This window comes from Lacinutrix sp., assembly GCF_037625555.1.
Taxonomy (GTDB): domain Bacteria; phylum Bacteroidota; class Bacteroidia; order Flavobacteriales; family Flavobacteriaceae; genus Lacinutrix.
This window is the reverse complement of the sequence record NZ_JASJHV010000003.1, coordinates 1-15315: the sequence shown is the minus strand read 5'-3', so window position 1 is coordinate 15315 and position 15315 is coordinate 1. Positions and strand designations below refer to the sequence as shown.

Annotated in this window: 12 protein-coding genes and 1 pseudogene; 7 read left to right on the top strand and 6 right to left on the bottom strand. The window is 31.9% G+C overall.

Annotation, left to right across the window (positions count from 1 at the left end):
- The 5 genes from QNK89_RS00145 to QNK89_RS00125 all read left to right on the top strand — a co-directional run.
- Window positions 1-1215, top strand: a 1215-nt coding sequence (locus QNK89_RS00145) for an anthranilate synthase component I family protein (protein ID WP_340168893.1), incomplete at its 5' end; no start/stop codon positions are given.
- A 35-nt stretch (window positions 1216-1250) separates the two neighbouring features.
- Entirely contained in the window at window positions 1251-2567 is a 1317-nt protein-coding gene (tilS, locus tag QNK89_RS00140; RefSeq protein WP_340168892.1) for a tRNA lysidine(34) synthetase TilS, read from the top strand.
- Window positions 2564-4927 carry a cytochrome c biogenesis protein CcdA gene (locus QNK89_RS00135; protein ID WP_340168891.1) on the top strand — a complete coding sequence of 788 codons (2364 nt, stop codon included), beginning with the start codon at window positions 2564-2566 and terminating at the stop codon, window positions 4925-4927. Before tilS ends, QNK89_RS00135 begins: the two co-directional genes overlap by 4 nt.
- 51 nt (window positions 4928-4978) lie before the next feature.
- Window positions 4979-6604: an adenine deaminase gene (gene ade, locus QNK89_RS00130; RefSeq protein ID WP_340168890.1), complete on the top strand. Its 1626-nt coding sequence runs from the start codon at window positions 4979-4981 to the stop codon at window positions 6602-6604.
- Window positions 6605-6647: 43 nt separating this feature from the next.
- Window positions 6648-7148 carry an ATP-binding protein gene (locus QNK89_RS00125; RefSeq protein WP_340168889.1) on the top strand — a complete coding sequence of 167 codons (501 nt, stop codon included), beginning with the start codon at window positions 6648-6650 and terminating at the stop codon, window positions 7146-7148.
- A gap of 26 nt (window positions 7149-7174) precedes the next feature.
- On the opposite strand, the gene QNK89_RS00120 is transcribed toward QNK89_RS00125, so the two are convergent.
- The 4 genes from QNK89_RS00120 to panB form a co-directional block, all read right to left on the bottom strand.
- Window positions 7175-8545 (bottom strand): aldehyde dehydrogenase, encoded by a 1371-nt coding sequence (locus tag QNK89_RS00120; protein ID WP_340168888.1) that lies wholly within the window; start codon window positions 8543-8545, stop codon window positions 7175-7177.
- A 73-nt stretch (window positions 8546-8618) separates the two neighbouring features.
- Window positions 8619-9323 (bottom strand): RluA family pseudouridine synthase, encoded by a 705-nt coding sequence (locus QNK89_RS00115; protein WP_340168887.1) that lies wholly within the window; start codon window positions 9321-9323, stop codon window positions 8619-8621.
- Between the two features lie 48 nt (window positions 9324-9371).
- Window positions 9372-9599, bottom strand: coding sequence for a four helix bundle protein (locus QNK89_RS00110; protein WP_340168886.1), 228 nt, complete (start codon window positions 9597-9599; stop codon window positions 9372-9374).
- A gap of 18 nt (window positions 9600-9617) precedes the next feature.
- Window positions 9618-10436, bottom strand: a complete 819-nt coding sequence (panB, locus tag QNK89_RS00105; protein ID WP_340168885.1) for a 3-methyl-2-oxobutanoate hydroxymethyltransferase — start codon at window positions 10434-10436, stop codon at window positions 9618-9620.
- Between the two features lie 104 nt (window positions 10437-10540).
- Between panB and QNK89_RS00100 the strand changes: the two genes are divergently transcribed.
- The gene (locus tag QNK89_RS00100; protein WP_340168884.1) at window positions 10541-11008 is read left to right on the top strand and encodes a nuclear transport factor 2 family protein; all 468 of its coding nucleotides are present in this window, start codon (window positions 10541-10543) and stop codon (window positions 11006-11008) included.
- 44 nt (window positions 11009-11052) lie between these two features.
- On the opposite strand, the pseudogene QNK89_RS00095 reads toward QNK89_RS00100, so the two are convergent.
- Window positions 11053-12476, bottom strand: a pseudogene (locus QNK89_RS00095) (L-serine ammonia-lyase).
- Window positions 12477-12598: 122 nt separating this feature from the next.
- Window positions 12599-13093: a hypothetical protein gene (locus tag QNK89_RS00090; RefSeq protein ID WP_340168883.1), complete on the bottom strand. Its 495-nt coding sequence runs from the start codon at window positions 13091-13093 to the stop codon at window positions 12599-12601.
- Between the two features lie 194 nt (window positions 13094-13287).
- Between QNK89_RS00090 and dnaK the strand changes: the two genes are divergently transcribed.
- Entirely contained in the window at window positions 13288-15192 is a 1905-nt protein-coding gene (gene dnaK / locus QNK89_RS00085; protein WP_340168882.1) for a molecular chaperone DnaK, read from the top strand.
- The last annotated feature ends 123 nt before the right edge of the window (window positions 15193-15315 follow it).

Below are 15315 nucleotides of genomic sequence, written 5' to 3'. Positions count from 1 at the left end.
TGGTTAGATTCTAATAATTATATTCAAAACTATTCTAGTTATGATGCTATTTTGGCTGTAGATGCTTTTACAGCATTACAGACCGATTATTTTAATGCATTCGATAAATTAAAGGAGTATTATAACAGTACTAAAGATTGGATTTTTGGATATTTAACTTACGATTTAAAAAATGACACTGAAGCTTTAACATCTAATAATGATGATGGTTTAGAGTTTCCTGATTTGTATTTTTTTCAACCTAAAAAAATATTTTTGATAAAAGGTAGTACTTTAGAAACACTCTATTTAAATGGAGTTGGTGATGAATTAGAAGAAGATTTTAAAGCAATTCTAAATTGCAAAGTGGAACAACATGCTAGTTTGTTAAAAGAAAACGATAATCCTATAAAAATTAAATTAAAAATACATCAAGACGAGTATTTTAATAAGGTTACTAAAGTACTATCTCACATTCATCGTGGAGATATTTATGAGGCTAATTTTTGTCAAGAGTTTTATGCAGAAGACACTATAATTCAGCCTTTAGAGACTTATACTAAACTAAATGCTATATCAAAACCTCCTTTTGCAACATTTTTAAAGTTTGATACTAACTATTTATTATCAGCATCTCCAGAACGTTACATAAAAAAAACAGGAAATAAAGTAGTTTCGCAACCCATAAAAGGAACAGCAAAGCGTGATCCAGACCATATTATGGATTCTATTTTAAAAAATGATTTGATAAGTGATGAAAAAGAACGAAGCGAAAACATAATGATTGTAGATTTAGTTAGAAATGACCTTTCTCAAACAGCAAAAAAGGGTAGTATAAAAGTTGAAGAACTTTGTAAAATTTACAGTTTTGATCAAGTTCATCAAATGGTTTCTACTGTAGTTTCAGAAGTTGAGGACACTACAAACCCAATAGATATTCTAAAAACTACCTTTCCAATGGGAAGTATGACTGGAGCTCCAAAAATTTCAGCAATGCAAATTATTGAAGCATTAGAAGAAACGAAACGTGGCTTGTATTCTGGTAGTGTTGGTTATATTTCACCTAAGGGAGATTTCGATTTTAATGTCGTTATAAGAAGTATTCTTTATAACGAAAATAAGAAATACGTCTCTTATTCTGTAGGTGGAGCAATTACAGCAAAAAGCGAACCATTAAAAGAATACGAAGAATGTCTTGTTAAAGCAAAAGCAATGAGAGAAGTATTGGAAAATTAGTGGCTTAAAAACTTCAAAAAACGTACATTTACAACGTGTTAGAAAACTTCAATACATACATTAACTTAAATCTTAATTTTCTTAATCAAAAGAAGCTATTACTTGCTGTTTCTGGCGGTTTGGACAGTGTTGTTTTAACGCATTTATGTAAAGAAGCAAAACTAGATATAGCCATTGCACACTGTAATTTTAATTTGCGAGATAAAGAAAGTAATGGAGACGAGGCGTTTGTTTTAAATTTAGCTAAATCTTTAGATTTAGAAGCTTTTATCCAACATTTTGACACTAATACTTATGCTCAAGAAAATAAGTTATCTATACAAATGGCAGCCAGAGAAATGCGTTACAATTGGTTTCAAGAATTAGCTGAACAGTTAAGTTTCGATTATATTTTAACAGCACATCATGCAGACGATAATCTTGAAACTTTTTTAATTAATTTATCCAGAGGCACAGGATTAGATGGCTTAACAGGAATACCAGAAACTAATGGAAACATTATAAGACCATTATTAAGTTTTTCTAGAGAAACAATAGAAAATTACGCTAAACAACAAAAAATAGAGTGGCGAGAAGATAGTAGTAATGCATCAACCAAGTATTTAAGGAACCAATTAAGACACGAAGTAATACCAAAATTAAAAGAAGTAAATTCTAACCTGCTTAAAAACTTTGAAACCACATTACAGCATCTTAGAGAAACAGAAGATATTTTAGAAGAAAGTGTGAATGCGGTTTTAAAACGCGCCATTATAGACTTAAATAACAATGAAATAACTTACAATATTTCAGAGTTTTTAAAGCTAAATAACCCAAGAGCTTACTTGGTAGAAATATTCAAGCCATTTGGTTTTACTGCTTTTAACGATGTGCTTAATTTATTAACTGCGCAAAGTGGTAAACAAGTGCTTTCTCAATCTTATAGATTAATTAAAGACAGAACACATTTAATTTTGGCACCTTTACCATTAGATGATGAATTTAATGACATATATATAAATGAAGAAGAAAAGGATAAAAGTATACCAAGTAGTATTTTGTTTTTGGAAACAGTAAAGACTCTAAATGCCAGCTCTAAAAATGAAATTTTTGTGGACGCAGAAACGTTAAACTATCCTTTAGTAGTAAGACAATGGAAAGAAGGCGACTATTTCTATCCCTTAGGCTTAAATGGAAAAAAGAAAATTAGTAAGTATTTTAAAGATGAAAAATTATCTTTGTTAGATAAAGAAAAAAGTCTGTTATTGTGCTCTAATAATGAAATCGTTTGGGTAATAAACCAACGAGCAGATCAACGATTTAAGGTAACTAATACAACCAATAATATTTTAAAAATAGCTCTAAAAAAATGAAGAAAATTCTAGCATTATTATTCTTGTTATTTTCTATACAAACCATGTTTGCCCAATTAGAAGAACCAGTAAAATGGAGTGGTATAGTTGAGAAAATTTCAGAAACCGAATATAATTTAATATTCGAAGCAGAAATAGAAGACCATTGGCATTTGTATTCACAACACCTACCAGAAGGAGGTGCAATACCAACAGAGTTTATTTATAACGAAGAGGCATTATCTGAAGACTTTAAATTAGTAGGTAAAGCTAAAGAAAGTGAAAGCATCACTAAGTTTGATAAGGTCTTTGAAATGGAGATGACTTATTTTGATTATGAAGCAACATTCATACAAAAAATTGAAATACTAAACCCAAATGTAACAGCTATAGAAGTAGAAATTAGTTATCAAGCCTGTGACGATGCTAAGTGTATATTCGAGAGTAAATCTGTAGATTTTCAGATTAAAGAAGAGAAAAAAGAAGACACCAAAATATTAGATCTAGTAAAATGGATATCGTCTATTTACAAAGTTGGAGATAATGAGTATGAAATAGATTACACAGCTATCTTAGAGAATAAGTGGCATATTTATTCTCAAGACAACAAAGACCCAATGGGTCCAATTGCAACGGAAATTACTTTTAAAAATGACAATAAAGATTACGAATTAATTGGTGGTTTAAAGGAGTCTAAATCTATAGAAAAGTTTGAAAAAGCTTTCGATATGGATGTTAAATACTTTTCGAATGAAGCAGTATTTACACAGAAAATTAAAGTTTTAAATACAGATTTAAAATCAATAGAAGCAGAGGCTTATTTTCAAGCCTGTGATGATGAGAAATGTCTTGCACCAACTTTTTTCGATTTTAAAACCAATTTAAAAGATGCTAAAGTAAGAACTACCTTAGTTAAAGATTCTAATAAAACAGAAACTAATGGAGATTCTAAAGACTTATGGAGTATCTTTTTTATAGCTTTTTTATCTGGTTTCGCGGCATTATTAACACCATGTGTTTTTCCAATGATACCAATGACAGTGAGCTTTTTTACAAAGCAAAGTAAATCTAAAGCTGCAGGAATTAAAAATGCAATTATTTATGGATTGTGTATAATAGCAATTTATTTATTATTAGGTACAGCTGTTACTGGAATTTTTGGAGCAGATGCATTAAATGCACTAGCAACAAATGTTTGGTTTAACTTAATCTTCTTCCTATTACTAGCCGTTTTTGCTTTTTCATTTTTAGGTGCTTTCGAAATTATGTTGCCAAATTCTTGGGCTAATAAAGTTGATTCCCAAGCAAATAGAGGAGGTATGGTAGGTATCTTTTTTATGGCTTTAGCACTAGCAATCGTATCCTTTTCTTGTACAGGCCCAATAGTAGGAACACTTTTAGTAGAAGCAGCATCAAAAGGAGGATTAGCTCCAATTATAGGCATGCTAGGTTTTTCTATGGCAATAGCACTACCATTTGCGCTTTTTGCAGCTTTTCCAGGTTGGCTAAATTCTTTGCCAAAATCTGGTGGCTGGTTAAATACTGTAAAAGTGGTTTTAGGTTTTTTAGAATTAGCACTAGCATTCAAATTCTTATCGCAAGCAGATTTAGTGTTACAAATGCATCTTTTAGAAAGAGAAGTTTTTATAGCTATATGGATTGCCATATTTGGAACATTAGCATTATACCTTTTTGGAAAAATAAAGTTACCGCACGATTCGCCTCTTAAACATATATCTGTAGGAAGGTTAAGTCTTGGTTTAATAGTCTTATCTTTTACAATTTATATGATTCCTGGACTTTGGGGAGCACCATTAAATATAATAAGTGCCTTTCCACCACCTTTAGATTATAGCGAGTCTCCTTATGGTGTAGGAAACTCTAAAGGAGGAGGAAGTGCAAGTCGTGATCATTCTAGTTTACCAGAAGGCGCTCATTTATTAGCACCACATGATATTTTAGCGTTTAATGATTACGATTTAGGTTTAGCTTATGCTAAAAAAGTTAATAAACCAGTAATGATAGACTTTACAGGTTGGGCTTGTGTGAATTGCAGAAAAATGGAACAAAATGTTTGGCCAAAGCCAGAAATTTTAAACGCCTTAAAAAATGATGTTATCTTAATTTCTCTTTTTGTAGATGACAAAAGAAAACTTGAAGAAGATGAAATTGTAGATTCTAAACTTAGAGAGGGTAAAAAACTTAAGTATATTGGGCAGAAATGGAGTGAGTTTCAAACCATTAAATATAAGTCTAATACGCAACCATACTATGTGTTAATGGATCATGATGAAGAAAACTTAATAGAACCTGTAGCTTTTACACCAGATGCAATTGAGTATTTAAATTGGTTAAAAACAGGAATTGGTAATTTTAAGTAATAAATTTTAAATCCTGCTTTTGTAGGATTTTTTTTACATTAATTTTAAAGAATGAAAACAATAGCAGGTAATATAGTCGATATTCAAAACAAGCGTATTTATAAAGGTGAAGTTACTATCGAAGCTGGAAAAATAGTTTCTATTGTAGAAAAAGAACACAATATAAACCACTATATATTACCTGGTTTTATAGATGCTCATATACATATAGAAAGCTCTATGTTAGTACCAAGCGAGTTTGCAAAATTAGCTGTACAACATGGAACGATTGCAACGGTTAGCGATCCACACGAAATCGCTAACGTACTAGGAGTAAAAGGTGTGGAGTTTATGATAGAAAATGGTAAAAAAACACCATTTAAATTCAATTTTGGAGCACCTTCTTGTTTGCCAGCAACCAATTTTGAATCTGCTGGAGCAATTATTGACGCTGAAGACATTAAAACTTTAATGGAAAATCCAGATATTAAATATTTGGCAGAGATGATGAATTATCCAGGTGTACTTTTCGATGATAAAGAAGTGCTTAAAAAAATAGCTTGGGCTAAACATAATAATAAACCAATAGATGGTCATGCGCCTGGTTTACGAGGAGACGATATAACAAAATATATTGCAGCAGGCATTTCTACAGATCACGAATGTTTTACTTATGATGAGGCTTTAGAAAAGCTTAAAAAAGGAATGAAAGTATTAATTCGTGAAGGTAGTGCAGCAAAGAATTTTAATGCATTAATAGATTTATTGCCTGAACATTTTGAAAACATGATGTTTTGTAGTGACGATAAACATCCAGACGATCTTCTATTAGGCCATATTAATCAATTATGTGCTAGAGCAGTTGCAAAAAAGGTTGATGTGTTTAAAGTACTTCAAGTGGCATGTGTTAATCCTATAAAACATTATAATTTAAACGTTGGAACACTAAAAGTTGGTGATACTGCCGATTGTATTATTGTTGAAGATTTAAAAGATTTTAAAACACTTCAAACCTTTATAAATGGTGAGTTGGTTTACGACTTTGGTAAAGTAAATATTCCAAATGTAGTTTTCGAAAATCTTAATAATTTTGATTGCGATAAAAAAGACGTTTCAGATTTTAGATTTGAATCTTCTGCAAAAAAAATACGCGTTATAGAATGCCAAGATTGTCAATTGGTAACGAATGAGGTTATTGCAGATAGTCTAATTGAAAACGGAAGCCTAGTTTCAAATACAGAAACAGATGTTCTTAAAATGACAGTTGTAAATCGTTATAAAAATGAAAAACCTGCTATCGCTTTTATCAAGAATTTTGGATTAAAAGAAGGAGCAATTGCTAGTTCTGTTGGTCATGATTCTCATAATATTATTGCAGTTGGCGTTTCAGACGAAGCCATTTGTAAAGCGGTTAATGCAATTATTAAAGCCAAAGGCGGTATATGCGCAGTAAATAATTCCGAAGAAAAAACAGTAGCATTACCAGTTGCAGGTATCATGAGTGATAAAAACGGTGAAACTATTGGTAAGCAATACGCAGCGTTAGATGCACTAGCAAAACAAATGGGTAGTACTTTAAATGCACCTTATATGTCATTGTCTTTTATGGCTTTACTGGTAATTCCTGCTCTTAAATTAAGTGATAAAGGATTGTTTAACGGTCAAACATTTAAATTTACAGATTTAGAATTCAATTAATTTCTATCTTTTCTTTACATCTAGTATCTAAACTAATCTTTATATGCTAAACAAAGTTTACGCGAGTGCTGTTTTTGGAGTTGAAGCTTCAACAATAACTTCTAGTCCTGCAGAAATGCAACGCTATTTAAGTAAAATTTCTGGCCCATTGTTAGATAGAATAGATATCCATATTGAAGTCACTCCTGTACCTTTTGATAAATTATCAGATGAACGTAAAGGCGAATCTTCGATAGACATAAGAAAACGGGTAACCAAAGCTCGTGAAAGGCAAACCAAACGTTTTGAAGCTTCTGAAACGGTACATTATAATGCGCAAATGCATGTTAAGCAAATTAGAACACATTGTAAGTTAGACGAAGCCTCTAAAACATTACTAAAAACAGCTATGGAACGTTTAAACCTTTCAGCAAGAGCTTACGATCGTATTTTAAAAGTATCCAGAACTATCGCAGATTTAGAAGGTGCAGAAAGTATTAGTGGAAGCCATATAAGTGAAGCTATTCAATATAGAAGTTTAGATAGAGAAGGTTGGTTGGGATAGTTTTTTGAATTCTGATTTTACAATCTTTATAGCCACTTCAATATTTTTTTAACTTTCTTAAGTTTTCCTTTATAAGGAGCATAACGTAAAGGTAAATCTAGCCAATTTCCTTTTTTTACTACTGCTTTTTGGTGAGAAAATGTATTAAATGATAATTTGCCATGGTAAGCACCTAAACCACTATTTCCAACACCTCCAAATGGTAATCTATGATTTGCAAAATGGATTACAGTATCATTAATACAACCACCACCAAAAGAATAGTTTTCGATTACTTTTCTAGCTTTGGATGAACTTGTACTAAAGACATAAAGTGATAATGGTTTTTCGTATTTAGAAATTATAGCTTCAATTTTAGTTTCATCTTTATAAGAAATCACAGGTAGTATAGGTCCAAAAATTTCATCTTTCATCACTTCACTATCTAAGCTAGGTTCATCAATTACAGTAGGAGAGATGTAACGTGTTTCTGCATTAGTTTGTCCACCAATAATACAATTTTCGTTGTCTAACATTTTTGCTAAACGTAAAAAGTTTTTGTCGTTAACAATTCTACAGAAATCTTCAGAAGTACTCGGATTACTTGAATATGCTTTTTCTATTTCAATTTGTAAAGCCTTATAAAAAGTTTCTTTTATACTTTCGTGAATTAATATATAATCTGGAGCAATACAAGTTTGGCCAGCGTTTAAAAACTTGCCCCAAACAATACGTTTAGCAGTCAACTCTATATTTGCTGTCTCGTCAATAATACATGGATTTTTACCACCTAACTCTAAAGTGATAGGTGTTAAATGCTTAGCAGCAGCTTTCGCTACAATTTTCCCAACATTTACACTTCCTGTAAAGAATATATAATCCCAACATTGTTCTAGTAGTTTGGTAGAAACGTCAACACCACCTTCTAGAACACTTACATGTTCTGGACTAAAAACAACATCGATAATATTTTTTAAAAGTGCAGAAGTATTTGGAGTAAGCTCACTTGGTTTTAATACAACAGTATTTCCTGCAGCTATTGAAGCTGCCATTGGAGCAATGGCTAATTGATACGGATAATTCCATGGCGCAATAATTAGGGTTTGTCCATAAGGTTCAGAATATAATTTATCTGTAGAAGGAAAGTTTAATAGAGCAGGAGTAACACGTTTTGGTTTTGCCCATTTACTAACATTCTTAATCATTAAATCTAAATCTGAATTAACGACAGCAATTTCGGTTAAAACACTTTCGTAAGCAGATTTTCTAAAGTCTTTAGCAAGCGCTTCAATAATCTCGTTTTCACGTTTTATGAGTTCTGTTTTAAGGTTTTTTAAAACCTGTTTTCTAAAGGCAACATTTTTAGTGTCACCAGTTTTAAAATAGTTTTTTTGAGATTGTAATAATTCAGAAACCATATAATGAGATTAGAAAAGTAAAGTTACAAATTCTTGAGAGGTTTTAAAAACTTGAAGTTGTGTAAATACAAAATTATAGGCAAGCGTTCCAAATTGGATCTTTTGGTAAAGGAGCAGTAATGTTTAGTTCTCTTTTTGAAACAGGATGAATAAAACGAATACTTCTGGCATGTAAACTAATACTTGCGTCTTTATTGCTTCGATCGAAACCATATTTTAAATCACCTTTTATTGGTGAACCAATACTAGATAATTGAACTCGAATTTGATGATGACGACCAGTTTCTAAGTTTACTTCTAAAAGAAAGTAGTTATCTAAAGTTTTAATTGTAGTGTAATGTAAAATTGCTTTTTTACTATCTGGCACTTCATTTATATGTGCTCTAGACTTGTTGTTTTTTGGGTTCTTTTTTAACCAATGTATTAAAGAATCTGTTTCATTTTCTGGCTTATTTTTTACTAATGCCCAATAGGTTTTAGAGATGTCTTTAGAAACAAAAAGTTTATTTAATCTTGGTAAGACTTTACTTGTTTTGGCAAAAATAACCAAACCAGTTGTAGGTCTGTCTAATCTATGTACTGTGCCTAAATAAACATTGCCAGGCTTATTGTATTTTTCTGCAATGTATTCTTTTACAACATCGCTAAGCGGTTTGTCTCCAGTTTTATCACCTTGTACAATATCTCCTGCATGTTTATTCACCACAATAATGTGGTTGTCTTCGTAGATAACTTGTAAATTAGATTTATTAGATAATGTCTTTGACTTTTGGATCACTCGATAATTCGATTATTAGATTAGTTCGATTTGCTCTTTTGGAATTTTTTATTTGAGAGTTGATTTGAATTTTGAGGTCATTTTAATTATTGAATCTAAATTTTTTAAAAGAGAATTTAACTCTTCTTGTATTATGAAATTTAAATCTGAAGCAATTAATAATTGTGTTTCAATCTCGTACGCAGAACCTAAACTCATTTGAAGAAATCTAACAAAACCTTTGCTCGATTGCTCGATTTTTAGATTTGAGTGAGTTCGAAAAATCGAATAACCCAACAATCGAATTAATCCATATTAATATTGCTCAGTATCATTAGGAAAGTCTCCAGACTTAACATCTTTACCATATTGTGTAAATGCATTGGTCATTTCCTCATATAAATTCATATAACGTCTTAAAAAACGTGGATTAAATTCATGTATCATTCCAACCATGTCATGTGTTACCAATACTTGTCCATCAACACCATTTCCAGCACCAATACCTATTACAGGAATAGATATACTTGCGGCAACTTCTTGTGCCAATTTAGCTGGTATTTTTTCTAAAACGAGAGCAAAACAACCTACTTTTTCAAGCATTAAGGCATCTTCTTTTAATTGTTGTGCTTCTTGTTCTTCTTTTGCTCTTACTGTATAAGTCCCAAATTTATAGATAGATTGTGGTGTTAAACCTAAATGTCCCATAACTGGAACACCTGCGTTTAAAATACGCTTTATAGAGTCTTTAACTTCTTTCCCACCTTCCATTTTAACAGCATGACCACCAGATTCTTTCATAATTCTAATAGCAGAACGTAACGCTTCTTTAGGATCACTTTGGTAGCTACCAAAAGGTAAATCTACAACAACAAGAGAACGGTCTACAGCACGAATTACAGAAGAGGCATGATATATCATTTGATCTAATGTAATAGGTAAGGTAGTTTCGTGTCCTGCCATTACATTACTTGCAGAATCACCAACAAGAATAACATCTATTCCAGCACCATCAACAATTTTTGCCATGGTATAATCGTAAGCTGTTAGCATAGAAATTTTTTCTCCACGCTTTTTCATATCGACTAACGATTTTACTGTAACTCTTTTGTATTCTTTTTTTGCTGTTGACATTTATTATAAATTAAGATAGATTGTAAAAATAGTAAATTTACCATATAAAGCAGTATTTTTATTTAGTATTGAAAAACAATACATTGCATTAAATTTTGATAAATATGAAGTACTACATTCTAGTAATAACACTTTTTTTCTTAGGAAACAGCAACGCGCAATCAGAATTAGACAAAGAAATTTTAGAAGTAAAACAAACTATTGAAACTTTTTTTGAAGGTTTTCACAAACAAGATAGTATTATTTTAAAATCTGTAATCTATAAAGAAATTAAGTTGCAATCCATAGGCAAGAATAGAGAAGGAGTACTTGAATTAACAACAACCGAGAACTCGAAATTTTTAAAATCTATAGTTTCAATACCAGAAGGTCAGGATTTTCAAGAAAAAATATTAAGCTGTAATATACAAGTAGATGGTAATATGGCAAATGCTTGGACAGACTATCAGTTTTGGTTTAATGGCCAATTTAGTCATTGTGGTGTTAATTCTTTTCAGCTCATAAAAGAAAACAAAACTTGGAAAATTTTCTATTTAGTAGATACGCGTAGAATAGAAGATTACTTAGATTAAATTGCCTGAATGCTTATATTTAGTTAGATTCTAAAAATCGAACACTAGCAATCTGCCATATTCACCCTAACTGCTAATCCTCCTTCGCTAGTTTCTTTGTATTTATTATTCATATCCTTTGCAGTTTCCCACATCGTTTCAACAACTTTATCTAATGGTACCTTAACATTTTTAGGGTCTGTGTCTAATGCTAATTCAGCAGCATTTATGGCTTTAATGGCTCCCATTGCGTTACGTTCTATACATGGTATTTGTACCAATCCACCAATAGGATCGCAGGTTAAACCCAAGTGATGTTCCATAGCAATTTCTGCAGCAATCATTACTTGTTCTGGAGTACCACCAAGTAACTCTGTTAATGCAGCCGCTGCCATTGCAGAGCTTACACCAATTTCTGCTTGGCATCCACCCATTGCGGCAGATATTGTTGCTCCTTTTTTAAAGATACTTCCTATTTCTCCAGCAACTAATAAAAATTGTTTAATGTGTTTAAAGTCTGCTTCATGGTTTTCAATTACCATATAATACATTAAGACAGCAGGAATAACACCAGCGCTTCCATTAGTAGGAGCTGTAACTACGCGACCAAGAGAAGCATTTACTTCATTAACAGATAAAGCAAAACAGCTTACCCACTTTAAAATTTGACGAAATTTCACTTCACTTTGCCTAATACTTTCCAGCCAATCTTGAGAAGTAATATATGGCATTTCAATATTTAAATTCTTGTGCATATCAAAAGCTCGTCGTCTAACGTTTAATCCTCCAGGTAGAGTGCCTTCAGTATGGCAGCCTGTAAACATGCAGTCTAACATAGTTTGCCAAATACGCTGTATTTCAAAATCTATAGTTTTATAGTCTCTAAGAGAGCGTTCGTTTTCTAAAACTATTTCAGAAATTATTTTATTTTCAGAGTGACAAAAGGCGAGTAATTCTGTTGCTTTATCTACAGGAAAAGGAATTTTTTTTTTAGTTCTTTATTTTCAGCATCTACTGTTCGTTCCTCATTAATTACAAAACCACCACCAATAGAGTAAAAGTTAGATTGATGAATTTCGGTATTCATTTTAAAAGCAGTGAATGTTATGGCGTTTGAATGAAATGGAAGAAAAACACGATTAAACACGATTTCAGATTTTCTATCAAAATCAATTATCTTTTCATTTCCTAAAACTAATTTTTTGGTATTTTCTATCGATGCTATTATAATATCTATGGTTTCTGTAGGTATATATTCTGGATCGCTACCACTTAAACCTAACATTACTGCCAAATCTGTGGCATGACCTTTTCCGGTTAGAGAAAGTGAACCATATAAATCGACTTGAACCCTAGTAACATCTTTAAAAACATCTTCTTCTTTTAATTCATGTAACCAGCGTTCCGCAGCACGCCAAGGTCCTAAAGTGTGTGAACTTGAAGGTCCAACACCAATTTTAAGCATATCGAAAACTGAGATACATTCCATAATTACTATACCGTTTTAGTTACACAAATATAGCTTTTTGTTTAGATAATTAGACATAAAAAAACAGCTCTGATTTAAAGTATCAAAGCTGTTTTTAAAAAATCTATTAAAGAATAAGGATTCTATCTTTTTGTAAATGTTTTAATGTCGTAAAGATCCATTACAGCATCTAAATTAGTATAATCTACTCTACCAACATTATCAGCAGGAACAACAACAACTCTAAAGACTTGATTTTGTGTGTATGAAGCATCTAAAAGCGAAAAATCTGTTGTGCCATCTAGAAAAAACCTAACGTCTGTTTGTGTAAAATCGTAATTATATATTAATTCACCATCATCAAAATACACTGTTTGTGGCATTAGTCTCCATATGTCTTGACCGTTTAGTGTTTCCCATAAAACATAAACCAAAGTAACATCAGACTGTAAAACATCAAAGCCATAAGCTTCAAAAAATTCATAGTTGTTTGCGTTATTAAAATCTAGTTCAATTTCAAAGGAAGAAGAAGCAATTATAGCACCATTAAGCCCATCAAATCCTGGAGGACCTTGTGGACCTTCGCAAGATGTTAATAAAAAGGCAAATACCGATAATAGTGTTACTAAACATTTCATATGTATATATTTTAATTTTTACTAAGGTATATCAAAATTAATACCAAAGTATAATTTAGTAAAATTAATTTCAGTTTATAAATATGACATCATGTCACATTTTTTCTAATGGCATAATCATTGTCTTTAAGGATTTGTAAATAATTAATAAAATACATTTCCGCGAAAGCGAAATAAAAACAAAAACATAAATTATGAGTAAGATTATTGGAATCGATTTAGGAACTACCAACTCTTGTGTTTCTGTAATGGAAGGTAACGAGCCAGTAGTTATCCCTAATGCAGAAGGTAAAAGAACAACACCATCTGTAATTGCCTTAGTAGAAGGTGGAGAAATTAAAGTTGGAGATCCTGCAAAAAGACAAGCAGTTACTAACCCAACAAAAACAGTATATTCTGTTAAACGTTTTATGGGTAACAAGTATTCTGAGTCTAAAAAAGAAGCAGAACGTGTACCATACAAAGTTGTAAAAGGAGATAATAATACACCACGTGTAGATATTGATGGTCGTTTATACACACCACAAGAATTATCTGCAATGGTTTTACAGAAAATGAAAAAAACTGCTGAAGACTATTTAGGTACTTCAGTTAGCGAAGCAGTAATTACTGTTCCAGCATATTTTAACGATGCACAACGTCAAGCTACTAAAGAAGCTGGTGAAATTGCAGGTTTAAAAGTTCGTAGAATTATCAATGAGCCAACAGCAGCAGCTTTAGCTTATGGTATGGACAAAAAAGGAACAGACCAAAAAATAGTAGTATTTGATTTTGGTGGTGGTACACACGATGTATCTATCCTTGAATTAGGTGATGGTGTATTTGAAGTATTATCTACAGATGGAGATACACATTTAGGTGGTGATGATGTTGACCAGAAAATTATTGATTGGTTAGCAGATGAGTTTAATACAGAAGAAGGTATGGATTTGCGTAAAGATCCAATGTCTTTACAACGTGTTAAGGAAGCTGCCGAAAAAGCAAAGATAGAATTATCTTCTTCTGAACAAACTGAAATTAATTTGCCATACATTACAGCAACTGCAAGCGGACCAAAACACTTAGTACGTACTTTAACACGCTCTAAATTCGAGCAGTTAATTGACGATTTAGTAAAACGTACTATTGAGCCTTGTGCAACAGCTTTAAAAGCAGCAGGTTTATCAAAATCTGATATTGACGAAGTAATTTTAGTTGGTGGATCTACACGTATTCCAGCAGTACAACAAGCAGTAGAAAAGTTCTTTGGAAAATCGCCTTCAAAAGGAGTAAATCCAGATGAGGTTGTATCTTTAGGAGCAGCAATTCAAGGTGGTGTTTTATCTGGAGATGTTAAAGATGTATTACTTCTAGACGTAACACCTTTATCTTTAGGTATTGAAACAATGGGTAACGTAATGACGAAACTTATTGAAGCAAACACAACAATACCAACAAAAAAATCGCAAGTTTTCTCTACAGCAGCAGACAATCAACCTTCAGTAGAAATCCACGTATTACAAGGTGAACGTGCAATGGCTGGAGATAATAAAACAATAGGACGTTTTCATTTAGATGGAATTCCTCCAGCACAAAGAGGAACACCTCAAATTGAAGTAACTTTCGATATTGATGCTAACGGAATTATTAAGGTTTCGGCAACAGATAAAGCAACAAATAAGACACAAGATGTTAGAATCGAAGCGTCTTCTGGTTTAACTGAAGAAGAAATTCAGCAAATGAAAGCAGATGCAGAAGCAAATGCAGATGCAGATGCTAAAGCAGCAGAAAATGCTAAGAAATTAAACGAAGCAGATTCTATGATTTTTCAAACTGAAAAGCAATTAACAGAATTTGGTGATAAATTATCTGATGATAAAAAAGCACCAATAGAAGAGGCTTTAGAAGAATTAAAGAAAGCTTACGAGACTAAAGATATAGCTGTAATTGAGCCAGCGTTAGAAAAAATTAACGAAGCTTGGAAAGTAGCTAGCGAAGAAATGTACAAAGCACAAGCAGATGCTCAAGGAGGAGCAGCTGGACCAGAAGCAGGAGCAGGAGAGCCAGCTCAAGCAGAAGGTGATAATGTGGAAGACGTTGAATTTGAAGAAGTGAAGTAATAAGTTAGTATTGTTTATTAGAAAAAAGCACGATCATTTATGGTTGTGCTTTTTTTTTGAAAACATTTTAACCATAACAAATGCATGAGGAAATGTAACTGCCGCTATGAACGCAAAAAAAAG

Coding starts and splice junctions, on each gene's coding strand:
- QNK89_RS00125 (WP_340168889.1), top strand. CDS start 6,648: ATGCTAAACAAAGTTTACGCGAGTGCTGTTTTTGGAGTTGAAGCTTCA.
- ade (WP_340168890.1), top strand. CDS start 4,979: ATGAAAACAATAGCAGGTAATATAGTCGATATTCAAAACAAGCGTATT.
- panB (WP_340168885.1), bottom strand. CDS start 10,436: ATGTCAACAGCAAAAAAAGAATACAAAAGAGTTACAGTAAAATCGTTA.
- QNK89_RS00100 (WP_340168884.1), top strand. CDS start 10,541: ATGAAGTACTACATTCTAGTAATAACACTTTTTTTCTTAGGAAACAGC.
- dnaK (WP_340168882.1), top strand. CDS start 13,288: ATGAGTAAGATTATTGGAATCGATTTAGGAACTACCAACTCTTGTGTT.
- QNK89_RS00120 (WP_340168888.1), bottom strand. CDS start 8,545: ATGGTTTCTGAATTATTACAATCTCAAAAAAACTATTTTAAAACTGGT.
- QNK89_RS00090 (WP_340168883.1), bottom strand. CDS start 13,093: ATGAAATGTTTAGTAACACTATTATCGGTATTTGCCTTTTTATTAACA.
- QNK89_RS00135 (WP_340168891.1), top strand. CDS start 2,564: ATGAAGAAAATTCTAGCATTATTATTCTTGTTATTTTCTATACAAACC.